This is a genomic window from Methylobacterium sp. J-072 (assembly GCF_022829425.1).
Taxonomy (GTDB): domain Bacteria; phylum Pseudomonadota; class Alphaproteobacteria; order Rhizobiales; family Beijerinckiaceae; genus Methylobacterium.
On sequence record NZ_JAKSYK010000195.1, the window covers coordinates 136706 to 162094 of the forward strand.

The 25389-nt window shown below is 69.4% G+C and carries 25 protein-coding genes; 19 read left to right on the forward strand and 6 right to left on the reverse strand.

The window, feature by feature from the left end; translation table 11 throughout:
* The first annotated feature begins 154 nt into the window (after nucleotides 1-154).
* The 8 genes from MKK67_RS25560 (at nucleotide 155) to MKK67_RS25595 (ending at nucleotide 7958) form a co-directional block, all read left to right on the forward strand.
* Nucleotides 155-937: an SDR family NAD(P)-dependent oxidoreductase gene (locus tag MKK67_RS25560; RefSeq protein WP_243970832.1), complete on the forward strand. Its 783-nt coding sequence runs from the start codon at nucleotides 155-157 to the stop codon at nucleotides 935-937.
* Between the two features lie 217 nt (nucleotides 938-1154).
* Nucleotides 1155-1847, forward strand: a complete 693-nt coding sequence (locus MKK67_RS25565; RefSeq protein WP_243970833.1) for a GntR family transcriptional regulator — start codon at nucleotides 1155-1157, stop codon at nucleotides 1845-1847.
* Nucleotides 1848-1920: 73 nt separating this feature from the next.
* Nucleotides 1921-2688: an ABC transporter ATP-binding protein gene (locus MKK67_RS25570; RefSeq protein ID WP_409568440.1), complete on the forward strand. Its 768-nt coding sequence runs from the start codon at nucleotides 1921-1923 to the stop codon at nucleotides 2686-2688.
* Nucleotides 2681-3421 carry an ABC transporter ATP-binding protein gene (locus tag MKK67_RS25575; protein WP_243970838.1) on the forward strand — a complete coding sequence of 247 codons (741 nt, stop codon included), beginning with the start codon at nucleotides 2681-2683 and terminating at the stop codon, nucleotides 3419-3421. Before MKK67_RS25570 ends, MKK67_RS25575 begins: the two co-directional genes overlap by 8 nt.
* A gap of 44 nt (nucleotides 3422-3465) precedes the next feature.
* The gene (locus MKK67_RS25580) at nucleotides 3466-4686 is read left to right on the forward strand and encodes an ABC transporter substrate-binding protein (protein WP_243970840.1); all 1221 of its coding nucleotides are present in this window, start codon (nucleotides 3466-3468) and stop codon (nucleotides 4684-4686) included.
* A gap of 333 nt (nucleotides 4687-5019) precedes the next feature.
* The gene (locus tag MKK67_RS25585; protein WP_243970842.1) at nucleotides 5020-5922 is read left to right on the forward strand and encodes a branched-chain amino acid ABC transporter permease; all 903 of its coding nucleotides are present in this window, start codon (nucleotides 5020-5022) and stop codon (nucleotides 5920-5922) included.
* A gap of 9 nt (nucleotides 5923-5931) precedes the next feature.
* Entirely contained in the window at nucleotides 5932-6933 is a 1002-nt protein-coding gene (locus MKK67_RS25590; protein ID WP_243970844.1) for a branched-chain amino acid ABC transporter permease, read from the forward strand.
* A gap of 128 nt (nucleotides 6934-7061) precedes the next feature.
* Nucleotides 7062-7958: a dihydrodipicolinate synthase family protein gene (locus MKK67_RS25595; RefSeq protein WP_243970846.1), complete on the forward strand. Its 897-nt coding sequence runs from the start codon at nucleotides 7062-7064 to the stop codon at nucleotides 7956-7958.
* Nucleotides 7959-8049: 91 nt separating this feature from the next.
* Here the strand turns inward: MKK67_RS25595 and MKK67_RS25600 are convergent, their stop codons facing one another.
* From MKK67_RS25600 to MKK67_RS25610, 3 genes are all read right to left on the reverse strand, one after another.
* Nucleotides 8050-8319, reverse strand: coding sequence for a hypothetical protein (locus MKK67_RS25600; RefSeq protein ID WP_243970848.1), 270 nt, complete (start codon nucleotides 8317-8319; stop codon nucleotides 8050-8052).
* 164 nt (nucleotides 8320-8483) lie between these two features.
* Complete coding sequence (locus MKK67_RS25605; RefSeq protein ID WP_243970850.1) at nucleotides 8484-8756, reverse strand: hypothetical protein; 273 nt, start codon at nucleotides 8754-8756, stop codon at nucleotides 8484-8486.
* A gap of 118 nt (nucleotides 8757-8874) precedes the next feature.
* Nucleotides 8875-9456, reverse strand: coding sequence for a hypothetical protein (locus MKK67_RS25610; protein WP_243970852.1), 582 nt, complete (start codon nucleotides 9454-9456; stop codon nucleotides 8875-8877).
* 314 nt (nucleotides 9457-9770) lie between these two features.
* Between MKK67_RS25610 and MKK67_RS25615 the strand changes: the two genes are divergently transcribed.
* From MKK67_RS25615 to tkt, 10 genes are all read left to right on the forward strand, one after another.
* Nucleotides 9771-10211: a hypothetical protein gene (locus MKK67_RS25615; RefSeq protein ID WP_243970854.1), complete on the forward strand. Its 441-nt coding sequence runs from the start codon at nucleotides 9771-9773 to the stop codon at nucleotides 10209-10211.
* Between the two features lie 116 nt (nucleotides 10212-10327).
* Nucleotides 10328-10618, forward strand: coding sequence for a hypothetical protein (locus MKK67_RS25620; RefSeq protein ID WP_243970856.1), 291 nt, complete (start codon nucleotides 10328-10330; stop codon nucleotides 10616-10618).
* Between the two features lie 71 nt (nucleotides 10619-10689).
* A complete protein-coding gene (locus tag MKK67_RS25625; protein ID WP_243970858.1) occupies nucleotides 10690-11586 on the forward strand; it encodes a LysR substrate-binding domain-containing protein in 897 nt (298 codons plus the stop codon).
* Nucleotides 11587-11803: 217 nt separating this feature from the next.
* Nucleotides 11804-12553 (forward strand): SDR family NAD(P)-dependent oxidoreductase, encoded by a 750-nt coding sequence (locus tag MKK67_RS25630; protein WP_243970860.1) that lies wholly within the window; start codon nucleotides 11804-11806, stop codon nucleotides 12551-12553.
* A gap of 12 nt (nucleotides 12554-12565) precedes the next feature.
* Nucleotides 12566-13432 carry a transketolase gene (locus MKK67_RS25635; protein ID WP_243970862.1) on the forward strand — a complete coding sequence of 289 codons (867 nt, stop codon included), beginning with the start codon at nucleotides 12566-12568 and terminating at the stop codon, nucleotides 13430-13432.
* Nucleotides 13429-14451, forward strand: coding sequence for a transketolase family protein (locus tag MKK67_RS25640; RefSeq protein WP_243970864.1), 1023 nt, complete (start codon nucleotides 13429-13431; stop codon nucleotides 14449-14451). The genes MKK67_RS25635 and MKK67_RS25640 overlap by 4 nt, the downstream gene beginning before the upstream one ends.
* Complete coding sequence (locus tag MKK67_RS25645; RefSeq protein ID WP_243970866.1) at nucleotides 14442-15323, forward strand: NAD(P)-dependent oxidoreductase; 882 nt, start codon at nucleotides 14442-14444, stop codon at nucleotides 15321-15323. The genes MKK67_RS25640 and MKK67_RS25645 overlap by 10 nt, the downstream gene beginning before the upstream one ends.
* Nucleotides 15324-15525: 202 nt before the next feature.
* Complete coding sequence (locus MKK67_RS25650; protein WP_243970868.1) at nucleotides 15526-16542, forward strand: TRAP transporter substrate-binding protein; 1017 nt, start codon at nucleotides 15526-15528, stop codon at nucleotides 16540-16542.
* A gap of 12 nt (nucleotides 16543-16554) precedes the next feature.
* Nucleotides 16555-18447, forward strand: a complete 1893-nt coding sequence (locus tag MKK67_RS25655) for a TRAP transporter large permease subunit (RefSeq protein WP_243970870.1) — start codon at nucleotides 16555-16557, stop codon at nucleotides 18445-18447.
* A 140-nt stretch (nucleotides 18448-18587) separates the two neighbouring features.
* Nucleotides 18588-20582 carry a transketolase gene (gene tkt, locus MKK67_RS25660; RefSeq protein ID WP_243970873.1) on the forward strand — a complete coding sequence of 665 codons (1995 nt, stop codon included), beginning with the start codon at nucleotides 18588-18590 and terminating at the stop codon, nucleotides 20580-20582.
* 13 nt (nucleotides 20583-20595) lie between these two features.
* Here the strand turns inward: tkt and MKK67_RS25665 are convergent, their stop codons facing one another.
* The 3 genes from MKK67_RS25665 to MKK67_RS25675 all read right to left on the reverse strand — a co-directional run bounded on the left by MKK67_RS25665 (nucleotide 20596) and on the right by MKK67_RS25675 (nucleotide 23624).
* The gene (locus tag MKK67_RS25665; RefSeq protein WP_243970875.1) at nucleotides 20596-20754 is read right to left on the reverse strand and encodes a hypothetical protein; all 159 of its coding nucleotides are present in this window, start codon (nucleotides 20752-20754) and stop codon (nucleotides 20596-20598) included.
* Nucleotides 20755-20955: 201 nt separating this feature from the next.
* Nucleotides 20956-22596 (reverse strand): acyl-CoA synthetase, encoded by a 1641-nt coding sequence (locus MKK67_RS25670; protein ID WP_243970877.1) that lies wholly within the window; start codon nucleotides 22594-22596, stop codon nucleotides 20956-20958.
* Nucleotides 22593-23624 carry a TRAP transporter substrate-binding protein gene (locus MKK67_RS25675; RefSeq protein WP_243970879.1) on the reverse strand — a complete coding sequence of 344 codons (1032 nt, stop codon included), beginning with the start codon at nucleotides 23622-23624 and terminating at the stop codon, nucleotides 22593-22595. Before MKK67_RS25675 ends, MKK67_RS25670 begins: the two co-directional genes overlap by 4 nt.
* Before the next feature lie 333 nt (nucleotides 23625-23957).
* On the opposite strand from MKK67_RS25675, the gene MKK67_RS25680 reads away from it, so the two are divergent.
* Nucleotides 23958-25199, forward strand: coding sequence for a capsule biosynthesis protein (locus MKK67_RS25680; protein ID WP_243970880.1), 1242 nt, complete (start codon nucleotides 23958-23960; stop codon nucleotides 25197-25199).
* The last annotated feature ends 190 nt before the right edge of the window (nucleotides 25200-25389 follow it).

The following is a 25389-nucleotide window of genomic DNA, read 5'->3' on the forward strand; positions in this document are numbered from 1 at the left end:
ACGTCAGCAAAAAGCCTTTCGGTTGCAGACGGCTCCGGGTAGCACGGTGGCAGCGGTCAGCCCTGGCATGCGTATATCCGGGCTCGCGGCGACGCCGCCCGCCGGAACGATCCCTCGCCGCCCATGTGCGGCCATCGCCGACGGAGACGCGCCCATGAGCGACACCCAGGACCGGACCGCGCTGGTGACGGGGGCGGCCCGCGGCATCGGGCTTGCCGCCGCAGCCCGGTTCCTCGCGGACGGGTGGCGCGTCGCACTCCTCGACATCGACGGTCCGGGCGTGGAGGCGGCGGCCGCCCGCCTCGACCGGCCGGAGGCGGTGCTGGCCGTGACCGCGGACGTCTCCGATCCGGCAGCGGTCGAGGAAGCGATGCGGCGGGTCGCCGACCGGTTCGGGCGCCTCGACGCGCTGGTCAACAACGCCGGCATCGCGATCTTCAAGCCGCTGATGGAGACCACCTTCGCGGATTGGTCGCGGGTGCTGGCGGTGAACCTGTCCGGGCCGTTCCTGTGCACGCAGGCAGCCGTGCCGCTGCTCGCCGCGCGCGGCGGTGCGATCGTGAACATCACCTCGATCTCGGGCCTGCGCGCCTCGACGCTGCGGACCGCCTACGGCACCAGCAAGGCGGCTTTGGCGCAGCTCACCAAGCAGCAGGCGGTCGAGCTGGCGCAATTCGGGATCCGGGTGAACGCGGTCGCCCCCGGCCCGGTGGACACCGCGATGGCCAAGGCGGTCCATAGCCCCGAGATCCGCGCGGATTACCACGACGCCGTCCCCCTCGGGCGCTACGGCCTGGAGACGGAGCTCGCGGAGGCGATCGTGTTCCTCTGCTCCGAGCGGGCCTCCTTCGTCACCGGCCAGCAGCTGGCCGTGGACGGCGGCTTCGAGGCGACGGGGATCGGCCTGAAGACCCTGCGCGGGGAGCGGCGGGACTGAGCGCCGCACCGGCCGGATCAGACGGTTTCCGGACGATCGCCTCGCAGCCGTCCCGCCTGCGCGGGCGAGGCGATCCGAGGGTGCCGACCCTGGCCGGTGTCGCGCCGCCTTCGCGCAATCGCTTCTCTCGTCGGGACGCCTCCGTGGCCGCCCCGAGCCCCCCGTTTGTCGCGGCGCGTCATTTCTGGATACAATCTACCCTCGTTTCGAGGTGTCCATGTCCGCTCCGGCCTCCCCGCCGCCCGCCGCCGATCGCCTGCGCCACAAGACGGTCTCCGCGGCCGTCACTGAATCGCTCCGGCAGCGCATCCTGAACGGCGAGTTCGCGCCCGGCATCCAGTTGCGCCAGGACGCGCTGGCGGAGGAATTCGGCATCAGCCGCATCCCGGTCCGGGAGGCGCTGCTGCAGCTGGAGGCCCAGGGGCTGGTCAGGATCGTGCCGCATCGCGGGGCCGTGGTCACCGGCCTGTCCGTCGAGGAGGTCGAGGACATCTTTCGCCTGCGCGAGCAGCTCGAACCGCCGCTTCTGGCGCTCTCGGCGCGCCGCTTCTCCGAGGCGGATTACCGGAGGCTGCGCGGCCTGACCGACGGGTACGGCGCGGCGCTCGCGGCCGGTCAGGTCGACCGATGGGGCGAGCTGAACCGGAGCTTCCACCTCGATCTGCTGCGCTACGCCGATCGCCCCCGCTCCCTCAGCATCGTCTCCGGGCTGCTCCAGGATTGCGATCGCCCGACACGGCTTCAGCTGTCCGCCTCCGGGGACACCGCCCGCGCCGACCACGAGCACACGCAGATCGTGGCTTTGTGCGAGGCCGGCCGGATCTCCCAGGCGGCCGACCTCCTGCAGGCTCATATCGCGCATGCCGCTGTCTCGCTCGTGGCGATCTATCGGCAGGCCCATGCCGAGTGAGGAGCTCCCCGCAGACGCCGCGGAACAGGCGCCTTGACGTGTTCGCAGATTTTATACAATCTACAAAAACCGAATCGGCGAGGGCGTCGTGGCTGAGCACGCATTGGTGACGGAGGGGCTGACCAAGGCGTTCGGAGGCTTCACGGCCGTGCGCGGGGTCGACTTCGCGGTCCGCCGCCATGCAATTCACGCGCTCATCGGCCCGAACGGCGCCGGCAAGACCACGTTCTTCAACCTGCTGACGAAGGTCCACACGCCGACCGGCGGGCGCATCCTCTATGAGGGGACCGACATCACCCACGAGAGTTCGGCGGCGATCGCCCGACGGGGGATCGTGCGCTCGTTCCAGATCTCGGCGACCTTCCCGCACATGAGCGTGCGCGACAATGTCCGCGTCGCGCTGCAGCGGCGGCTCGGAACCCAGTACGCGTTCTGGCGCTCGATCCGGTCGCTGTCGGTGCTGGACGACGAGGCCATGGCGCTCCTGTCCGATGTCGGCCTGGCGGATTACGCCGAGGCGAACGCCGCCGACCTGTCCTACGGGCGCAAGCGGACCCTGGAGATCGCCACGACGCTGGCGCTGGATCCGCCCCTGCTCCTGCTCGACGAGCCGACCCAGGGCATGGCCATCGACGATGTCGACCGGATCAAGCGCCTGATCCGGCGGATCGCCGTCGGCCGCACCATCCTGATGGTCGAGCACAACATGTCGGTGGTGGCCGATCTCTGCGATACCATCACCGTGCTCCAGCGCGGCGAGATCCTGGCTGAGGGCAGCTACGACGCGGTCTCCGCCGATCCCGGGGTGAAGGCGGCCTATCTCGGAGGCGGGAATGCCTGAGGTGGAATCGCCCGAGGTGGAATTGCCCGAGGCCGCCACCGCCCTGGAGATCCGCGGGCTCGAAGCCTGGTACGGCGAGAGCCACGTCCTGCACGGCATCGACGTCACGGTGCGCGAGGGCGAATGCGTGACCCTGCTCGGCCGCAACGGCGCCGGGCGCAGCACCACCCTCAAGGCGATCCTCGGCCTGACCGACCGCCGCGCCGGCTCGGTGCGGGTGCGCGGGCAGGAGACGATCCGGCTCAGCACGCACAGGATCGCCCGGCTCGGCCTCGGCTACTGCCCGGAGGAGCGCGGCATCTACCACTCGCTGACCACGCAGGAGAACCTCACCCTCCTGCCCCGCCTCGGGCCCGACGGGATGTCGGTGGCCGAAGTGCTGGCGCTGTTCCCGAACCTCGCCGAGCGGGCCGATAGCGGCGGCGGCCGCCTCTCGGGCGGCGAGCAGCAGATGCTGGCGCTCGGCCGCATCCTGACCACGGGCGCCCGCATCCTGCTGCTCGACGAGATCACCGAGGGCTTGGCCCCGGTCATCGTCGAGGCCCTCGGCCGGGCGGTCGCCCTGCTCAAGAGCCGGGGCTTCACCATCGTGCTGGTCGAGCAGAACTTTCACTTCGCCCGCCACCTCGCCGACCGCCATTACGTGATCGAGAATGGCCGCGTCGCGGCCGAGATCCCGGCGGACGAGGTGGCGGCACGGGAGGCCGAGGTCGGGCGCCTGCTCGGCGTGTGAGGCCTGCAAGATTGAACAGTCGGGACGAACAGGAGGCCAGGAACATGCGGTCACGGTTCATCGGTTACGTGCTCGGCGCGTCGCTCGCGTCGGCCCCCCTGCCAGCGCTCGCCGCCGAGCCGGTCAGCGACGGTGTCGTCAAGATCGGCATCCTCAACGACCTGTCGGGGATCTATTCCGACTTCACCGGGCGCGGCTCGGCGGTGGCGGCGCAGATCGCCATCGACGAGATCGGCGGCAAGGTGCTGGGTGCCCCGGTCGAGCTCATCGCCGCCGACCATCAGAACAAGCCCGACATCGCCGCCAACCTCGCCCGGGAATGGTTCGACCAGGGCAAGGTCGACATGATCGCCGACTTCCCGACTTCCTCGACGGCGCTCGCCGTGATGGAGATCGCCAAGCAGAAGAACCGGGTGACGATGCTCTCGGCCGGGGTCGCCATGGCGGCGATCAACGAGAAGTGCTCGCCGCTCAACGCGCAGTGGATGGTGAACACCTACGCGCTCGCGGCCGGCACCGCCAAGGCGCTGCTGAAGACCGGCCGCAAGACCTGGTACTTCGTCACCGCCGATTATACCTTCGGCCACTCCCTCGAGAAGGACGCCTCCGCCATGGTGGAGGCCGAGGGCGGCAAGGTGCTCGGCGTCTCGCGCCACCCGTTCCCGGGCGGCGACTTCTCCTCCTTCATGCTGAAGGCGCAGGGGAGCGGCGCGCAGGTGATCGCGCTCGCCAATGCCGGCAGCGACACGATCAACGCCGTCAAGCAGGCCGCCGAGTACGGTATCGGGCGCAGCGACAAGCAGGTGATCGCCCCGCTGCTGACCTACATCACCGACGTGAAGAGCCTCGGGCTGGCCAAGGCCCAGGACATGTACCTCACGGAAGCGTTCTACTGGGATTACGACGACCGCTCGCGCGCCTTCGCGGAAAAGTACTTCGCCAAGATGAAGCGCATGCCGAGCGCCTCGCAGGCGGCGGTCTACTCGGCCGCGCTCAGCTATCTCAAGGCGATCGAGGCGGCCGGCACCGACGAGGCCGGCGCGGTGATGGGCAAGCTGCGCACCATGACGATCGACGACGCGGTGATCCGCAACGGCAAGCTGCGCGCCGACGGCGCCCTCGTCCACGACATGCTGCTCCTGCAGGTGAAGAAGCCGGCGGAATCGAAGCGCGACTGGGACTTCTACAACGTCCGGGCGGTCCTGAAGGGCGACGAGGTGTTCCCGAAGCCCTCGGATTCCTGCCCGCTCAACGCCAAGGGCTGAAACGCTGTCGCGCAAGGGCGCGCACCGGCCTCCGGGATGGCGCGCGTCCCCTCCCCGGTGTGGCAGCGGACTACAGAGGGTTGCATGGCGGGCGCGGTCACATCGTCGCTCGCAGAAAGCGAAGGTCCCCTCTCCCGAGCGGGAGAGGGACAGGGTGAGGGATGCGACATCTCCGGAAAGACCTGGCCCCTCACCCCAACCCTCTCCCGCTCGGGAGAGGGGGCACGTCGAGCCCTGCAAGAGCGACCGTGTCTCGACCCTGCGTAGCCGTAGCCCTTGTGGCGCATCCCCGAAAAGACAGCTCGACCCCTCCAACCCGCCGGTGACCCCACGATGGACATCACCTTCCAGGCCTTCATGGCCCAGCTCACCATCGGCCTGATCGGCGGCTGCTTCTACGCCCTGCTGAGCATGGGGCTCGCGATCATCTTCGGGCTGCTCAACATCATCAACTTCACCCACGGGGCGCAGTTCATGATGGCGGCGTTCCTGGCCTGGATCGGGCTCACCCAGATCGGGCCGTGGCTCGGCTATCCGGACGTCCAGATCAGCTTCTGGGTCGCGCTGGTGCTGGCGCCGCTCTGCGTCGCCCTGTTCGGCATGGTCATCGAGCGCACGCTGCTGCGCCGGCTCTACCATCTCGACCACCTCTACGGCCTGCTCCTGACCTTCGGGGTGGCTCTGGTGATGGAGGGGGCGTTCCGCTACGCGTTCGGCGTCTCCGGCCAGGGCTACGAGCCGCCGGAGATCCTGCAGGGGCCGGTCGATGTCGGCTTCATGCTGCTGCCGAAGTACCGCATCTTCGTGGTCGTGGCCTCGCTGCTGATCTGCTTCGGCACGTGGTACCTGTTCGAGCGGACCAAGCTCGGCGCCTACCTGCGCGCCGGCACCGAGAACCCGCGCCTGCTCCAGGCCTTCGGCATCAACGTGCCGGTGATGATCACCCTCACCTACGGGTTCGGCGTGGCGCTCGCCGGCATCGCCGGGGTGCTGGCCGCGCCGATCATGCAGGTGACGCCGCTGATGGGCGGCAACCTGCTCAACATCGTCTTCGCCGTGGTGGTGATCGGCGGCCTCGGCTCGATCCTCGGCGCGATGATGACCGGCCTCGCCCTCGGGCTGATCGAGGGGCTGACCAAGGTGGTCTACCCCGAGGCCTCCACCGTGGTGGTGTTCGTCATCATGGCGCTGGCCCTGCTGGTGCGCCCGGCCGGCCTGTTCGGCCGCGAAGCCTGAGGGGAGCCGATGTCGAACACCTTCAAGATCTTTCTCGTCCTGGTCGGGCTCGCCCTGGTCGTGCCGTTCGTGCCCGGGCTGATCTACCCGGTCTTCGTGATGAAGGTGATGTGCTACGGGCTGTTCGCCTGCGCCTTCAACCTGCTCCTGGGCTTCACCGGGCTCGTCTCCTTCGCGCACGCTGCCTTTCTGGGCAGCGCCGGCTACGTCACCGGCGCCCTGATGATCCGCTTCGGCAACCACCCCCTCGGGATGCCGGCGGCGTTCGTGGCGGGCGTCGCCGCGGCGGCATTCGTCGGCTTCGCCATCGGCGGCCTCGCGATCCGGCGGCGGGGCATCTACTTCGCGATGATCACCCTGGCGCTGTCGCAGATCGTCTACTTCCTGGCGGTGCAGTTCCGCTGGACCGGCGGCGAGGACGGCCTCCAGGGCATCCCGCGCGGCAGCCTGTTCGGCCTCGACCTCACCTCCGACACGGTGATGTACTACGTGACGCTGGCGCTGTTCGCCGCCGGCTTCCTGTTCGTCGACCGCGTGGTCCACTCGCCCTTCGGCCAGATCCTGCAGGCGGTGCGGGACAACGAGGCCCGGGCGACCTCGCTCGGCTACGACACCGACCGGTTCAAGCTCCTGGCCTTCGTGATCTCGGCGGCGGTGGCCGGCTATGCCGGGGCGATGAAGGCCCTGGTGTTCCAGCTCGTCTCCCTCAACGACGTCTCGCTGCACACCTCAACCGAGGTGGTGCTGATGACCCTGCTCGGCGGCGTCGGCACGATCTTCGGGCCGCTGCTCGGGGCCGGGCTGGTGGTCGGGCTGCAGAACTACCTCGCGACCATCGGCGACCTCGTGACCGTGGTGATCGGCCTGATCTTCATCGTCTGCGTCTCGTTCTTCCGGCGCGGCGTCGTCGGCGAGTTCTTGCACCTGCGTCGGCGCCGGGCCGAGCGGGCCAAGAGGCGCCCGGTCCTGAACGCCACCCGCGATCCCGCGCCGGCCGCCGAGGCGGCCTGAGCCGCGAAGACCCGCCCGGATGGGCCGACAGAGTTCGCCGCCGCGCCGCGTAAGGCGTGGGCGAAGCCATGGCCGCGCGACCCGCGCGCGGTGCTGTTCAACCCGTTGACGCAGAAGGAAAATCGACCATGTGGACAGGTGTCATCCCCGCCGTCACGACCAAGTTCAAGCCCGACGGCAGCCTCGACCATGCCGAGATGGAGCGCTGCTTCAGCTTCCAGATGGAGGCGGGCTGCGACGGCATCATCGTCTGCGGATCCCTCGGCGAGGGGCCGATGCTGTCCCACGACGAGCGCATCGACGTGCTCAAGCGGGCCCAGTCGGTCACCAAGGGCAAGCCGACCCTGCTGACCGTGGCCGAGGCGGGCACGCGCGAGGCCTGTGATCTCGCCGCCAAGGCGGCCAAGGCCGGGGCCAGCGGCCTCATGGTGGTGCCGAGCCCGATCTACCACACCGACCCGGCCGAGACGGTCGAGACCCTGCGGGCCGTCGCGGCCGCGGGCGACCTGCCGGTGATGATCTACTCCAACCGCGTCGCCTACCGGGTCGACGTGACCCCCGAAATCATGGAGGAGCTGGCCGCGGATCCGCGCTTCGTGGCGATCAAGGAATCCTCGGACGACATCCGCCGCACCACCGAGATCATCAACCGGCTGGGCGACCGCTATGCTGTGCTCACCGGCGTCGACAACCTCGCCCTGGAGGCCCTCGCGGTCGGCGCCTGCGGCTGGGTCGCCGGCCTCGTCTGTGCCTTCCCGGCCGAGACGGTCGCGATCTACCGGCTGATGCAGGCGGGCCGCCTCAAGGAGGCGCTGGCGATCTACCGCTGGTTCAGGCCGCTCCTCGACCTCGATGTCTCGACTTACCTGGTCCAGAACATCAAGCTCGCGGAAGCCCTGGCGATCAACTCGACCGAGCACGTGCGCGGCCCGCGCAAGCCCCTGTCCGGCGCCCGGCGCGCCGAGGTCGAGGCGATCGTGCGCCAGGCGATCGAGAGCCGCCCTGCCCTGCCCGCGGCGGCGTGAAAGCGATCGACGGAAGGGACGTCGCAAACGCGATGGTCCTGCCAGGCTCACGGCCCCGGCTCAACCCGGGCGGTGAGCCTCTACCGCTCGCTCAGCGGCCGACGCCGACTCCAGTGCCGCCGCCGATCGGGCCGATGGCATTCGGGCCGGTATTCGGGGCGGGCGTCGCGGCCTGGTTCCGCTCGATGTTCATCTGGAGCGTGTTGCCCTGCGTCGTCTGCTCCTGACGCAGGGAACGCATCTCGCTGTTGTATTCCATGGATTGGTTCGCGGCGTTGGGATTGTTCTGCCGCACTTGCGCCAGGACGGGGGTGGCGACGATCGGCGAGAGGCAGAGGGCGGCAAGGAGAAGGGGGCGCATGGTCAGGCTCTGAAAGAGTCAATGGGGTTATAGAGTCGAAGCGTTCGGCGCCCGACCAGTTCCGCCCAGGGGCAGCGACTTGATGCATCAGGGCGGCGCATCGCGGTCTTGGCCTGACCGCGCTCGCTTGCGGCGAACCGGTGTCCACGTCGTCGGAGCGCGGCCTAACAGCCGGTGCAGACGCGCGGATCCCATTTCGGCAGGGGCTTCAGCGGCGGCAACGATCTTGGCGCCGGGTCAGTGGTGGTCACACTCTGCTCGGGAAGCGTGACCGCGGCGATTGTCTTGCCATCGACGCCGGCGGCTTCACCCTGGACCGGCTCGGCCGCGGCCGGCCGGTCGATGCTGCCGGTCGGATCGGGCTCGAGCGCGTGCGCGGCGCCGAGGCTGAGCGCAACGGCGAAAAAACCGGCGGCGAGAGGGCGGATGACGATCATGGGGGCTCCGCCGGCACAACGTGATGCGGATGGCAGGGTTCAATCCCCCTCCCCGTCTGCCGTGCGGCGTTTTAGGGCGTCGGCCCCGATGCCCGATGGGGCGCAGCCCTGCGGCGTGTCAGGAGCGCCGCGGGCGCAGCGACGATGCCGGCAGGATCGTCGCGTGCCAACGGTCGTCGTCCTGCGGTACCCATGGGCGCTCGACGGGCGGTTCGGGCAGCCGGTACGCGACGCGGCTCGACCCGATCGGCCATGCGACCGGCGCCCTGTGGAGCTGCGCGAGCTTCCGCGGGGGCAGGCGCTTCGCCAGCCGGATGGGATGCGCCTGCAAGGCGAGCCTGCGGCGGTCGCGCCGCTGGAGCCGGGCATAGCGCTTGCGCAGCTGGGCGAGCCGCACCTTGGCCCGGGGGCGGGGCGTGGCGATCTTCACGCGCGGGGCCGGTTGCGCCAGCGCGATCAGGCTCGGCTTGTCGTAGTTGACCGGCGCGACGCGGTTGGCCGCGGTGATGCAGCCGGTGCAGATCGACCCGGAAAGCTGCTGCCAGGTCCGCTGCTGTCGCTCGGCAATGAGCGCGCTCCGGTCGGGACCCGGATTGGGCTGTTCCGTGGCCCGGCTCGCCGGAATGGCCGCGCTGATGGACGGCAAAGCAATGGCGAATGCAGCAAGCGTGGCCGCCAAGGAGTGTAGAACGCGCTTCATGACCCATCTCGGCGGTCATCCGAAGCCGCCAAGCTTCCTGTTGCCCGGTGGGCGCGGTCGCGCAAACCGTTTTCTTGGGTCTTCGGTACTCAATACGTATGCCGCGGGCGCGGTTTCGGACGGGCCGCGCCGGCGATGCTTCGCGCACCTGGATTTGATTAGCGCAAGATTATCGGGAATTTTCGGTCATCAATTTGTGTCTAAGTCTTGTCTATCGGCCATTCTCGCGGCTGTTGATTGGACAAATCCCTAATTTGTTGTTAATGCAGCGGGGCTCGCGGCCTGCGGCAAGGCCGAGTCTCTTCAGGGCGATCATGATCTCTGTGAAGCGGATTGCGGCTCTAGGCTTGGTGCTCCTGGCGGGGGCGTGCTCGCGTCTGCCGAACGTTCCGACGGCCTACAGCGCATTGCCGCGCACGCCGGCATCCGGCGCTGCCGTTTCGGCGGTTCCGGAGTCTCCCGCCGAGACGGTCGCCGCCCTGCCGCGCATCGTCATTCCCGGGACCCTGACGGTCCCGGTGGCGGTGGAGCCGCACGGCCTGAACCCGAACGCGGCCCTGGACACCTCCCGGCGCAGCCGCATGAGCTGGGAGACGCTGCGCCCCGGCGAGCTCCTGAAGCCGCCGGTTCTCGCCGCGGCGGGCCGTCCGGTATCGGCCAATACCGCGCCTCAGACCTACGACCGCGAGGCGGCGATGGACCGCCTGCTGAAGGGCGGCCGGAACGCCGCGAGCGGCATCTGCTCCGGGTGCTGATCTTGCGTTGCCGGGATGCGGCATGGTTAGCCGATGACGTCCCGGCGCGCGCTCGGTTTACGCGGCGTTAACGTGTCCTCTCCACCTTGTATCGAGCGACCCGAGGGAGGCGTGGCATGGGTGCCTTGAAGGCGGAAGACGAGCAGGCGGTCGAGCGCCTGACGCTGCGGCTCCTCCAGGACGCCTATTGCGACCTCGCGGCCGTGCTCCGGGGTGCGCAGCCCGCGGCCGCCGCGGCCATCCTCACCGTCATGGAACAGCGCGTGACCGACGTCCTCACCCGGATCTGCCGGCAGGGCTCGGAAGGCGCGGCCTCGGCGGAGATCGCCATCGCCGTCGGCGAGCGGATCGGCGAGATCATGGATCAGGCCCACGGCCGGGACGGCAGCACGGCCCTGGCGGCTTGAGGCAAGCCGGTCTGCGGGATTTGCCGCGCGGCCATTGCCAGCACGGTTAGCGCGGGCCCATCCTGCCGCGAATGCGTCCGCCCGTTCCCCTGTCCGCCGTCCGGATCTTCGAAGCCGCCGCGCGGCGACGCTCGTTCAAGGCGGCGGCCGGCGAATTGAACCTGTCGCCGAGCGCGGTCAGCCACGCCGTGCGCAAAATGGAGGAGGCCCTCGGCGTCGCGCTGTTCGAGCGGAGCGGGCAGGGCATCACCCCGACTCCGGCCGGCGAGGCGTTGTGCGACCATGTCGGCCGCGCCTTCGCCGAATTGAACCGCGGCCTCGACCTCGTGGCCAATCGCGGCCCGCAATTGCTGCGGCTGCACTGCGCGCCGAGCTTCGCTGCCCAGTGGCTCGCGCCGCGGCTGGCGCGCTTTCTCCGCGAGCATCCAGGCTTCGAGGTTCGGCTGGCTGCCGGCATGGATTACGCCCGCTTCATCACCGACGAGTTCGACGCCGACATCGTCTACGGCCCGCCCCGGGGCGAGGGGCTGGTCCGCATGCCGCTCGGGCTCGAGACGGTGACGCCGCTCTGCGATCCCGAACGCGCCGCCCGGATCGCCGGTCCCGCCGACCTGTTCGGGCAGACCCTGATCCAGAGCGACAACAAGCAGGTGCGCTGGACCCATTGGTTCGAGCGCAACCGCCTCGCCCCGCCGCCCACCGCCGCCATCCGCTTCGACCGGAGCTTTTTGGCCCTGGCGGCGGCGGCGGACGGGCTCGGCGTGGCGCTCGAATCGACCCGGCTCGCCGAGCGGGAGATCGCCGCCGGCCGCCTGGTCGCGCCCCTCGCCGGGCGGGCGGAGGATATCCGCTACACCGGCCACCATTTCGTCTGCCCGGCCGATGCCCGCCGCCGGGCGCCGCTGCGGGTCTTCGCCCGCTGGCTCGCCGGGGAACTCGCGATCGAGCTGGACGCCGAGCTCGCCTAAAACGCGAGGGCAGGTGAATCTCATTCACCTGCGGGTGCAGGATTCGCGTTTGTCGCGAGGGCCGCCCCGGGTCAATGTCGCCGCAACGAACAAGACGCGAGGAAACGTCACCGTGAGGCCGCCGATCCCCGGATCGCGGTCGCCGGCCGGCTTCAGCCTCCGTCGCGACGACAGGCTTCGAGTCCGCCCAAGCGCGGAACGCCGGGAGGGTTTTTCCATGCTTCTGAACGATCGGGTCTGCGTGATCACCGGGGCGGCCTCCGCCCGCGGCATCGGAAAGGCCACGGCGCGCCTATTCGCCCAGTACGGCGCCCGTATCGCCGTACTCGACCTCGATGCCGGCCAGGCCGAGGCAGCCGCCCGCGACATCGGCGCCGGCCATATCGGCCTTCCCTGCAACGTGACCGACCGGGCCGCCTGCTCCCGGGCCGCCGAGGAGGTCGTGGCCCGGCTCGGGCGCATCGACGTGCTGGTCAACAATGCCGGCATCACCCAGCCGCTCAAGATCATGGACATCGCGCCGGAGAATTACGACGCCGTCACCGACGTGAACCTGCGCGGCACCCTCTACATGAGCCAGGCCGTGATCCCGGGCATGCGCGGCCAGAACTCGGGGGCGATCGTGTGCATGTCCTCGGTCTCCGCCCAGCGCGGCGGCGGCATCTTTGGCGGCCCGCATTACAGCGCCGCCAAGGGCGGCGTGCTCGGCCTCGCCAAGGCCATGGCCCGGGAACTCGGCCCCGACGGGATCCGGGTGAATTCCGTGACGCCCGGCCTGATCCAGACCGACATCACCGGCGGCAAGCTCACCCCCGAGCTCAAGGTCGAGATCGCCAAGGGCATCCCGCTGGGGCGCCTCGGGGTCGCCGACGACGTCGCCAATGCCTGCCTGTTCCTGGCCTCCGACCTGTCCGCGTACATCACCGGTGCGGTGATCGACGTGAACGGCGGCATGCTGATCCACTGAGGGGGAAAGCCCATGTCGACCGAGAGGCTGCCGACCGAACGGCCCCGCGCGGGGTCCAACGTCCCGCTCAGCGAGCGCGCCTACCACATCCGCCGCCATGCCCTGCGCATGGGCGAGGTCCAGGGCCAGGGCTACATCGCCCAGGCGCTGGGCATCAGCGACGTGCTGGCGGTGAGCTACTTCCACGCCATGACCTACCGGCCCGAGGATCCCGAATGGGAGGGCCGCGACCGGTTCCTGCTGTCGATCGGCCACTACGCCATCGCCCTCTACGCCGCGCTGATCGAGGCGGAGATCATCCCGGAGGACGAGCTGACCAGCTATGGCGGCGACGACAGCCGCCTGCCGATGTCCGGCATGGCTGCCTACACGCCCGGCATGGAGATCACCGGCGGCTCGCTCGGCCACGGGCTCGGGATCGCGGTCGGCATGGCGCTGGGCCTCAAGCGGAAGGGTTCGAAAAACTTCGTCTACAACCTGTTCTCCGACGGCGAGCTCGACGAGGGCTCGACCTGGGAAGCCGCCATGTCGGCGGGCTCGTTCAAGCTCGACAACCTGATCGGCCTCGTCGACGTGAACGGCATGCAGGCCGACGGCGCCTCCACGGGGGTGCTCAACTTCGAGCCGCTCGCCCCGAAATTCGAGGCGTTCAACTGGTTCGTGCAGCGGGTCGACGGCAACGACATCGACGCGCTGGTGGCGGCCTTCGACGCCGCCCGGAACCATCCGGGGCCGCAGCCCCGGATCATCATCTGCGACACGCGCATGGCCAAGGGCGTGCCGTTCCTGGAGGCGCGCGAGCGCAACCACTTCCTGCGCGTCGAGCCGGACGAATGGCAGCGGGCGCTGGCGATCCTGGACGAAGGGAGGGTGCGGTGAGACGCTCGAAATACGAGAAGCCTGCTCCGCGGGAAGGCGGCAGCCTCAAGACCTCGGCGATGATCGCCTCGCTCGCCGCCCCCGGGCAGCGCACCAAGGCCGCGCCCTTCGGCCATGCCCTGGTCGAACTCGCCAAGACGCGGCCCGACATCGTCGGCCTGTCGGCGGACCTGTCGAAATACACCGACCTGCACATCTTCGCGCAGGCCCATCCCGAGCGCTTCTACCAGATGGGGATGGCCGAACAGCTCTTGATGAGCGCGGCGGCGGGCCTCGCCCGCGAAGGCTTCACGCCGTTCGCCACCACCTACGCGGTGTTCGCGGCGCGCCGGGCCTACGACTTCATCTGCCTGGCGATCGCGGAGGAGAATCTCGACGTCAAGATCGCCTGCGCCCTGCCCGGCCTGACCACCGGCTACGGCCCGAGCCACCAGGCGACGGAAGACCTCGCGATCTTCCGCGGCATGCCCAACCTCACGATCATCGACCCGTGCGATGCCCACGAGATCGAGCAGGTCGTGCCGGCGATGGCCGCCCATAAGGGGCCGGTCTACCTGCGGCTCCTGCGCGGCAACGTTCCTCTGGTGCTCGACGAGTACGGCTACACGTTCGAGCTCGGCAAGGCCAAGACGATCCGCGACGGACGCGACGTGCTCGTGATCTCCTCCGGGCTGATGACCATGCGGGCGCTGGAGGTGGCCGACGCCCTGCGCGATGACCGGATCGACGTGGCGGTCCTGCACGTGCCGACGATCAAGCCGCTGGACGAGGCGACGATCCTGCACGAAGCCGGGCGCGGCGGCCGGCTCGTGGTGGTGGCCGAGAACCACACGGTGATCGGCGGCCTCGGCGAGGCGGTGGCGGGCGTGCTGATGCGCAACGGCACGATGCCGGAGCGCGGCTTCCGCCAGATCGGCCTGCCGGATCAGTTCCTCGACGCCGGCGCCCTGCCGACCCTCCACGATCGCTACGGGATCTCGACCGCCGCCATGGCGCGGAGCATCCGCGGATGGCTGTGAGCCGCCTCGCCTTCGTCGGCCTCGGCGCCATGGGCCTGCCGATGGCGGGCCACCTCGTCGCCGCGGGATTTTCGGTGCGCGGCTACGACATCCGGGCGGAGAGCCGCGCGGCCCTGGTGGCCGCAGGCGGAGCGCCGGCCGAGACCCTGGCGCAGGCAGCAGACGGCGCCGACGCGCTCCTGCTGATGGTGGTCAACGCCGCCCAGGCCGAGGAGGTGCTGTTCGCGCACGGCGCCCTCGACGCCCTCGCCCCGGACGGGATCGTGGTGCTGATGGCGACCTGTCCGCCGGGGGCGGTGGAGGCCATCGCGGCACGCGTCTCGGCCACCGGCCGCCGGTTCGTGGATGCCCCGGTCTCGGGGGGTGTCGTCGGGGCGAAGGCCGCCAAGCTCACGATCATGGCCGCGGCCCCGGCCGAGACGCTGGCGGCGATCCGCCCGATCCTCGACGCGCTGGGCGACCGGATCTTCCCGGTCGGCGAGCGGCCGGGCCAGGGCGCCACCGTCAAGGCGGTGAACCAGCTCCTGTGCGGCGTCCATATCGCGGCTGCTGCCGAGGCGATGGCGCTGGCCGGCCGGGTCGGGGTCGATCTCGCGGTGGTGCTGGAGATCCTCTCGGGCTCCTCGGCCTCGAGCTGGATGCTGCGCGACCGCGGGCCCCGCATGCTGGAGCCGGAGCCGGAGGTGACCAGCGCGGTCGACATCTTCGTCAAGGATCTCGGCATCGTGCTGGAGGCCGGCCGCAGCGCCGGCGCGGCCCTGCCGCTCGCGGCGCTGGCCCATCAGCTGTTCGTCTCGACCTCGGGCCGGGGCGACGGCGGCGCCGACGACAGCCAGGTTGTGCGCGCCTATCGCGCGCTCAACGGCACGTAAATGTAGGGGCTTGCGGGCCGGCGCGGCTTGTCCGCGCGCCCCGGAGCCCGGATGATCCGCGCCGGAGAAGAAGCGGCGCGTGAGACGCACGAAGAACGGTACCGGGACCCGTATCCGGGGCCGAAGATCAAAAGACGCACGATCCACATGACCGGATAACGGCGGGGATCGGGCGGCTCGGAACGACCCAGGGAGTGAAATCATGCGCGACACGCGTTTCAGCCGCCGCAGCCTGCTCGTGGGCGCGACCGCCGTGCCGGTCTTCGGCATCCTCACCCGACGCGGGCAGGCCGCCGAGTTCTCCTACAAGCTCGCCACCGGCCAGGACCCGACCCACCCGGTCAACGTCCGGGCGCAGGAGGCCCTCGACCGGATCCGCGAGGCGACCGGCGGCCGCCTGGAGATCAAGCTGTTCCCGGCCAACCAGCTCGGCTCCGACACCGACCTGCTGGCGCAGGTGCGCAACGGCAGCGTCGAGTTCTTCAACCTCGCCACCTCGATCCTCGCCACCTTCGTGCCGGCCGCGAGCCTGCCGAACACCGGCTTCGCGTTCAAGGATTACGACGCGGTCTGGTCGGCGATGGATGGGGGGCTCGGCACCTACGTCCGGGCCGAGATCGCCAAGACGCCGATCCTCACCGTCTCGAAGGTCTGGGACAACGGCTTCCGGCAGATCACCTCCTCGACCCGCGAGATCCGGACGCCCGAGGACCTGAAGGGCTTCAAGATCCGCGTGCCGCCGGCGCCGATGCTGACCTCGCTGTTCAAGGCGCTCGATGCCGGGGCGGCGCCGATCAATTTCAACGAGCTGTATTCCTCGCTCCAGACCAAGGTGGTCGAGGGCCAGGAGAACCCGCTCGCCATCACCGCCACGGCCCGGCTCTACGAGGTGCAGAAATCCTGCAGCCTGACCGGGCATGTCTGGGACGGCTACTGGATCCTCGGCAACAAGAAAGCCTGGCAGCGCCTGCCGGAGGACCTGCGCCAGACGGTCTCGCGCGAGCTCGACCGGTCCGGCACCGACCAGCGCGCCGATGTCGCCAAGCTCAGCCTGTCCCTGCGCGAGAGCCTCGCCGCCAAGGGCATCACCTTCGTCGATGTCGACCGCGCGCGCTTCCGCGAGGCGCTCGGCCGGACCAGCTTCTACCGGGACTGGAAGGCCAAGTACGGCGATGCGGCCTGGGCGCATCTCGAAGACGTCTCCGGCAAGCTCACCTGAAGGACGACTGGCATGCAGATCGATATCGCGGCCGTCGAGAGCGCGGCCGGGCTTGAGCTGGCGGGGCCGCCGCTCCGCGCCCGAACCTGGCTGCGCAAGCTGGACGTGGCCCTGGGCTACCTCGTGGAAATCCCGGCGGCCCTGCTGGTGCTGGCCGAGATCGCCGTGCTGTTCGGCGGCGTGGTCAGCCGCTACGTCTTTCGCGAGCCGCTGGTCTGGTCGGACGAGCTGGCCGCGATCCTGTTCCTGTGGCTCGCCATGCTGGGCGCCGTGGTCGCCTTCCGCCGCGCCGAGCACATGCGCATGACCGCCATCGTGGCGATGTGCGGCCCGCGCATGCGCGCCTTCCTGGAAACGGTCGCCCTGGTGGCCGGCCTGATCTTCGTGGCGCTGGTCCTGGAGCCGGCCTTCGAATTCGCCAGCGAGGAGACCTTCGTCCAGACCCCCGCGCTGGAACTCAACAACGCCTGGCGGGCGGCCGCCCTGCCGATCGGCTTCGGCCTCATGCTGCTGGTCGCGGTGATCCGCCTCTTGGAGACCGCCGACTGGCGCCTCACCGTCGGGGCGCTGGCCCTGGGCGGCGGCATCGCCGCCGGGCTCATCGCCCTTCAGCCCTGGCTCGCGGGGCTCGGCAACCTCAACCTGTTGCTGTTCTTCGTCCTCGGCGTCGGCGCCCTGGTCTTCTCCGGCGTGCCGATCGCCTTCGCGTTCGGACTGTCCACCTACGCCTACATCACCCTCACCACCGGCGCGCCGTCGATGGTGGTGGTCGGGCGCATGGACGAGGGCATGAGCCACCTGATCCTGCTCGCGGTGCCGCTGTTCGTGTTCCTCGGCCTGCTGATCGAGATGACCGGCATGGCCCGGGCCATGGTCGGGTTCCTGGCCTCGCTCTTGGGCCATGTCCGCGGCGGCCTGCACTACGTGCTGGTCGGCGCGATGTACCTCGTCTCGGGCATCTCCGGCTCGAAGGCCGCCGACATGGCCGCGGTCGCCCCCGTACTGTTTCCCGAGATGAAGGCCCGGGGCGCCAAGGAGGGCGACCTCGTGGCGCTTTTGGCTACCACCGGCGCCCAGACCGAGACGATCCCGCCCTCGATCGTGCTGATCACCATCGGCTCGGTCACGGGCGTGTCGATCACGGCCCTGTTCACCGGCGGCCTGCTGCCGGGCCTCGTCCTGGCCGTGACGCTCTGCGCCCTGGTCTGGTGGCGCTACCGCCGGGAGGATCTGAGCCACGTCGCCCGGCCGTCGCGGAGCGTGATCGGCCGCGCTCTCGTTGTGGCGGTGCCGGCCCTGGCGCTGCCCTTCGTGATCCGCTTCGCGGTGGTCGAGGGCATCGCCACCGCCACCGAGGTCTCGACCATCGGCATCGTCTACGCGGTGCTGGCGGGGCTCCTGATCTACCGCCAGTTCGACTGGCGGCGGCTCTACCCGATGCTGGTGATGACCGCGACCCTGTCGGGGGCGATCCTGCTGATCATCGGCGCGGCCACCGGCATGGCCTGGGCGCTGACCCAGTCGGGCTTCTCGCAGACGCTCGCGGTGGCGATGAAGAGTCTGCCCGGCGGTCCTGTCGGCTTCCTGTTCGTGTCGGCCGGCGCCTTCATCATCCTCGGCTCGGTGCTGGAGGGCATCCCGGCGATCGTGCTGTTCGGCCCGCTGCTGTTCCCGATCGCCCGGCAGGTCGGCGTCCACGAGGTCCACTACGCGATGGTGGTGATCCTCGCGATGGGCATCGGGTTGTTCGCCCCGCCCTTCGGGGTCGGCTACTACGCCGCCTGCGCGATCAGCCGGATCCACCCGGACGCGGGCATGCGCCCGATCGTCGGCTACATCCTGGCCCTGCTCGTCGGCCTCGTCGTCATCATCCTGGTCCCCTGGTTCTCGATCGGGTTCCTCTGAAAATCCCGGATTCGAAAGGTCCGAGACCTTTCGTGGGTCCAGGGCGAAGCCCTGGTTCATCGGGGCTCCGCCCCGATACCCCGCCAAAGGGCTGAGCCCTTTGGAAACCCTGACGCATGCCTGAACTTCGAGCCCCCGCCATGCCAGAGACCGACTCGTCGACGCTCACCGCCCGGATGGCCGACGCGATCCGCTTCCTCTCCCTCGACGCGATCGAGCGGGCGGGCGACGGACATCCCGGCGCGCCGCTCGGCTGCGCCGAGATCGCGGTGGCCCTGTTCACCCGCCATCTGACGTGCAATCCGGCCGATCCGGAATGGCCGGACCGCGACCGCTTCGTGCTCTCGAACGGGCACGGCTCGATGCTGCTTTATTCGGCGCTCCACCTCGCGGGCTATGCCGGCTTGCCGATGGAGCAGATCCGGCGCTTCCGCGAACTCGGCTCCCACACCCACGGCCATCCGGAGATCGCCCCCGAGCTCGGCATCGAGGCGACCACCGGACCCCTCGGGCAAGGCATCGCCAACGCCGTCGGCATGGCCGTGGCCGAGGCCAAGCTCGCCGCCACGTTCGGTCCCGGGCTCGTCGATCACCGCACCTACGCTTTGGTCGGCGACGGCTGCCTGCAGGAGGGCCTCGCCCACGAGGTAATCTCGCTCGCCGGCCATCTGCGCCTGTCGAAGCTGACCTTCCTGTGGGACGACAACCGGATCACCGACGACGGCGCCACGGATCTCTCGATCTCGGAGGATGTGCGCGCCCGCTTCCGCGCCGCCGACTGGCAGGTTATCGACGCGGACGGCCACGACGTCGACTCCGTCTCCGCGGCAATCCTTCTGGCCCAGGCCGATCCGCGCCCGACCCTGATCGCCTGCCGGACGGTGATCGGCCGCGGCCTGCCGCGGCTGGAGGGCCAGCGCGGCGCCCATGGCGGGCGGGTGTTCGCGACCGACGTCGCCGAGGCCCGGGCCGCGAAGGGCTGGGACCATCCGGCCTTCACGGTGCCGGACGACGTCGCTGCGGCGTGGCGCACGGGCGTGGCCGAGCGCAACCGTGCGGCCTACGCGGCCTGGCAGGCCCGGCGCGAGGCCCTGCCCGCCCCGGTCCGGGCGGAATTCGACCGGGTCAGCGCCGGCCGCCTGCCGGAGACCTGGCGCGACACGCTCCGCACCCAGCGCGACCGCTTCGCCGCCGCCGGTGCGGCGCGCCCGAGCATCGAGGTCTCCGCCGAGATCGTCGGCGCCCTGTCGGAGGCGATCCCCGAGCTGTTCTCGGGCGCCCCGGACCTCGAAGGGCCGACCCGCCACAAGGGCGAACTTCACGCCTTCACGGCGCAGGACCGCTCCGGCCGCTACCTGCATTACGGCATCCGCGAGCACGCGATGGGCTCGATGATGAACGGCATCGCGGCCCATCGCGGATTAGTGCCGGTGGGCGCCACCTACCTGGTCTTCTCGGATTACATGCGCCCGTCGCTGCGGATGGCGGCGCTGATGAACCTGCCGGTCATCACGGTCTACAGCCACGATTCGATCGCCATCGGCCGCAACGGCCCGACCCACCAGCCGGTGGAGTACCTCGCCTCGCTCCGGGCGATCCCGAACATGCTGGTGTTGCGCCCCGCGGACGCGGTCGAGACGGCGGAATGCTGGGAGATGGCTCTGGCCAACCGGCACGGGCCGACCTCGCTGATCTGCTCCCGACAACCGCTCCCGGCCCTGCGCCAGTCGGGCGGCCCCGAGAATCGCAGCGCCCGGGGCGCCTATGTGCTGGCGGAAGCCGAGGGGACGCGGCGGGTCACGCTGATCGGCACCGGCTCGGAGGTGGCCCTGGCGCTCGCCGCCCGCGACATGCTCCAGGCGGAGGGCGTGCCGACCGCGGTTGTCTCGATGCCGTCCTGGGAGGCGTTCGCGGCGCAGGACGAGGCCTATCGCCGGCAGGTCATCCCGCGGGACACGGTCCGGGTCGCCGTGGAGGCCGCCCTGCGCTTCGGCTGGGATCGCTGGATCGGCGATGAGGGCGGTTTTGTCGGCATGACCGGCTTCGGCTCTTCCGGCGCCCCCGAAGCCCTGTTCCGCCACTTCGGCATCACCGCCGAAGCGGCGGTGGAGGCCGCGCGGGCGCGCTTGGGTTGAGGCTGACGGCCCGTCAGATCATTCCGGCGCTGCCGGTGCGCGCGATGCGCGCGCGCTGCTCGGCATAGCGACCGTTGGCGACGCGCTTCAGCGCGCTTTCGAGGCGGTCCGCGACCTGACCGAGGAGCGAACGCTCAGCGCGAAAGCCAACGAGATACGCGAGGGTCGCCATCGTGCCTGATCCCGAACGAGGACCGGGCCCATGCGCCCGGTTGCTGCGGTGCAATATGCGCCCGCCCGGGATTGCGCGTCAGGGGGTTCTCAAGCGGACTGCCATGCAGGGAAAGCATGCAGCGGACACGGAATCTTCACCGGATTGATCGGGGAGCTGTATCCGGCCGGTGCAGTGCAGCGAATGCTGCCATCCGGACTGTCACCGCTTGGCGGAAGGGCCTGCGTCGAGGGGCAGGCAGCCGCGATCCTCGAGTTCCTCGCGGATCGCCCGCTTGGTGATCTTGCCGTAGCCGGATTTCGGCAAGGCGTCCCAGAAAAACACCCGCTTCGGCAGCTTGTAGCGGGCGACCTCGCCGGAGAGCCACGCGATCAGCGCGGCCTCGCCGATCTCGGCGCCGGGACGGGCGACGCAGACCGCCACGCCGACCTCGCCCCAGGCGGGGTCGGGCACCCCCAGGATCGCCGCCTCGGCGATGGCCGGATGCTTCAGGAGCTTCTCCTCGGTCTCGCGCGGATACACGTTCGACCCGCCCGAGATGTACATGTCGGAGGCGCGGCCGGTGATGAACAAGAACCCTTCCGGATCGAGATGGCCGAGATCGCCGGTGCGGAACCACCCGTCGCGAAAGGCCGCCGCATTCGCCTCCGGGTTGTCGTAGTAGCCCGCGAACACCGCCGGGCCGCAGACGCAGATCTCGCCGGTCTCGCCCGCCGGCAAGTCCCGCCCTGCCCCGTCCTGGATCTGCACCTGCATGCCGGTGCGCTCGAAGCCGCAGGTGCCGACCTTCACCCCCGGCCCGTCCTCGGCGGCATGCAGGCGGGGCGGCAGCACGGTGATGTTGCCGGTCACCTCGCCGAGCCCGAAATACTGGACCAGCACCGGCCCGAGCGCTTGCAGCGCCCGCTTCTGGTCCTCCCGGTACATCGGCGCGCCGGCATAGATCACGTGGCGCAGGCTGGTGTGATCGTGCGCCGCGACCGCCGGGTGCTCGGTGAGGAGCTTCACGATGGTCGGCACCGTGAACAGGTTGGTGATGCGCCAGCGCTCGACCAGGGACCAGACCTCCTCAGGGTCCAGGCGCGCGCCGCCGGTGAGCACCGTCTTGGCGCCGGCCGCGACCTGCGCGAGCTGATGGATGCCGGCCCCGTGCGAGAGCGGCGCGACGACCAGGGAGGCGTCGGCCTCATTGGTGCCCGGCATCAGGTCGCAGAGGTGGTTGGTGATCACGAAGGCCATCTGGCCGTGGGTGAGCACCGCCGCCTTCGGCCGTCCGGTGGTGCCCGAGGTGAAGAAGAACCAGCACGGGTCGTCGTGCTCGACATCGGCGGTCGGGGCCGCCGCCCCCGCGTGCGCGGCGACCAAAGCGTCGTAATCCAGCCCGAAGGCGGAGCCGCCGATCTCGACCACGAGGCTCAGGTCGGGCGCGGCCGCGCGGATCGCGGCGGCGTGGTCGGGGAACTCCGTGCCGCAGATCAGCGCCGAGGCGCCGCTGGCGCTGGCGAGATAGGCGACCTCCGCGGGCGTCTGCCGAAAGTTCGTCGGCACCCAGACGGCGCCGAGCCGGAAGCAGACGAACATCGATTCGAACAGCGGGTTGCCGTTGCGGGCCTGGACCAGCACGCGGTCGCCCTTGGCGACGCCCCGGGCCGCCAGCGCCGCCGCCATGGCGTCGACCCGGGCATTGAGGGCGCCCCAGCTCCAGCTCCGATCACCCCAGGCGAGGCCGATCGCGTCCGGCCAGCGGCGGTCGTTCCGGCGCAGGAAATGGGCGAGGTTCATCACCCGCCGCGAACAGGGCGCGACGCCGCCGCGCGGCGCCGGCCCCGTCGGGCCGCTCATGCGAGCTTCCCGCAGGCCTTCTCCAGGAGGGACCAGCCCTCCTCGCCGTAGCGGCCCTTCCATTCGGCGTAGAAGCCGGCCTTGCGCAGCTTCTCGCGAAACGGCTCCGGATCGGGCTTGTTGAACACGAGGCCGTTCTTGGTCAGGTCGTCCCGGAGGCTGGCATTGAGCTTGGCGACGTCGGCCCGCTCCTTCATCCCGGCCTCGTTGATGTGGCGGGCGACCATCGTGCGCAGGTCCTCGGGGATGCGCTCCCAGGCGCGGCGGTTCGCCAGGAACCAGTAGCCGTCCCACATGTGGTTGGTGAGCGAGCAGTATTTCTGCACCTCGTAGAACTTCGTCGTCGCGATCACCGCCAGCGGGTTCTCCTGGCCCTCGACGATCTTGGTCTGGAGCGCGGAGTAGGTCTCGTTCAGGTTGATCGAGGCGGGCGACGCGTCGAACGCCCGGAACATCGAGGTCCAGAGCGGCGAGACCGGCACGCGGATCCGGAAGCCCTTGAAGTCGTCCGGGTTGGCGATCGGCCGCGTCGAGGAGGTGGTCTGGCGGTAGCCGTTGTCCCAAATCTTTTCCATGGCGACGAGATTGGCCTTGGCGATCTGCTGGCGGACCCAGGCCCCCAACTCCCCGTCCATGGCCGGCCAGACCGCGTCGTAATCCGGGAAGGCGTAGCCGATGCCGTTGATCGAGGCGTTGGGCACCAGCGTCGAGAGGATCAGCGGCGACATCGTGAAGAACTCGACACTGCCCGAGCGCAACTGGCTCAGCGTGTCGGTGTCCGAGCCGAGCTGGCTCGTGGGGAAGATCTTCAGGTCGAACCGGCCCCCGCTCTCGACGCGCAAAGCCTCCGCCATCTCGCGGGCGCGGATGTTCATCGGGTGCGTGTCGGGCAGGTTGTTGGCGTATTTGTAGGTGAAGTCGGCCCGCTGCGCCCGGGCCACGTGCGGCATGGCCACCGGCCCGGCGAGGAGCGCCGTCGAGCCCGCGGACAGGAACCGGCGACGGGACAGGTGGAATGGCGACGACATGGGCGGCCCTCCTGGTGTGGGCACGCGGGCCCGGCGTTTCCTCAGGGTCCACGTTCGAGTGCGGACTCTCTGTGTCTTGAGGCTTCGATAGCCGCTGGCCGGATCCAGTCAACGGGGCCGCAACGGCTCGGCTGTCGAAGTGGACCACAAACAGGGGCAACTCCAAAGCGGCGTCGTCTTTTCGCTCGCGGTTGGAGCGGCATACCTGCAGCCTGACCCGACATGCTTTCGCCGCGAGCTGATGTGAGTGCACGCGCACGCAGCCGCACAGAGGCCGCCGGGATCCGGCTCAGTCTCGAAACCTTGCGGTCCGTCAGCGCCAAGGACTGGTCCATGAATATGGAAGCTCGGAAGGTCGGCGGACAGCCCGTCTCCTCCCAGAATCAGAAGGCGATCGCCAAGGTCCTGCGTCAGTTGCCAAACGTTCCCAGCTTTCGGGACCGCAAGAAGGGTGTCACGTCCTACCAGAGCCACGTCAAAAGCGATCCCTGGATCCTGATCCTGTTCGCTCTCTGCTTCGTGGTGCCGACGCTGGCGGGCGCTCTGTACTATGGGCTCATCGCCTCGGATCGGTACGTGACCGAGGTAAAGTTCGCCATCCGCCCCTCGCTCGGCACGGCCGATAAGGCGGCCCCCGATGCGGTGGGCACCAGCGCGGGTGTCGTAAGTTCGACGATCGCGCAAGATACGCTGATCACCCAGGAATACGTTCTGAGTCGGCCGATGCTGGAGGCGATCGAGGCGCAACTGCCGATCCGCGAGTGGTTCGGTCGCGACAGCGTCGATTTCGCGTCCCGCCTCGATCCCGAGAAGCCGATCGAGAAAGCCCTTCGCTACTGGAAGCGGCGGGTGTCCATCGATGTCGAGTCGGCCTCGGGCATCATGGGGCTGACGGTGGAGGCCTTCGATCCGGACGAGTCGCTGGCGATCACGCAAGCGATCCTGAACGACGCCGAGCAGATGCTGGGCAACCTCAGCATGCCGGCGCGTGAGGATGCCTTGGTCGAGAGCACGCGCGAGCTGAAGATCGCTCAGGATCGCGTCGCCAAGCTTGAAGTCGCCCAGACGGATCTGCGTAATCGCGAGGGCCTGCTCGACGCTGAAAAATCGAACGAGGCCAACCTGAAGCTCGTCTCAGAGCTGCGGGGCGCCCGCATCAACTTAGCCGTTCAGCTCTCGATCGGCCAGCGGGATCTCGGCCCCGAATCCCGCCGGATCATCGATATCAAGCAGCAGATCAGGGATCTCGACGACAACATCGCTCGGATCCAACGGCAAGCCACGGGTCAGGATCCAAACCAGAAACGTCAGCTCGCCAGCGCGCTGACGCGGTTCGAGGCTCTCGAACACGAACGGAAGGGGGCGATCAAGTACGCTGAAGAAGTTCGGAAGGCGAATGACCGGGCACGCATCCTGGTCGCTCGGCAGCCTCAGTTTTTTAATATGATCACAGCACCGATAAAGGCAGATTCTGCCACGGAGCCCCGGCGTGCTCTGATGATCAGCTTGGTCGCCGCAGGATCTGCAGTCCTGTTTGCTGCCGCGATGTTCCTTCGTCGGGCAATGATGAGCTGACAAAATCGAGGCGGTTCAATTTTAATCACCATCGATCGGAGCGAGCGGCCTTGCCGCATAATGCTTGGCCGCTGCCGCAATCGCTGGTGTAAACACGCCGATGGTCCAGGGCTTCGTCGCTTTGAGCCATAATCTGTCGTCCGCCACGACGATATTACCATTGACGGCCTGTCCAAGAGCACGTGCCGAG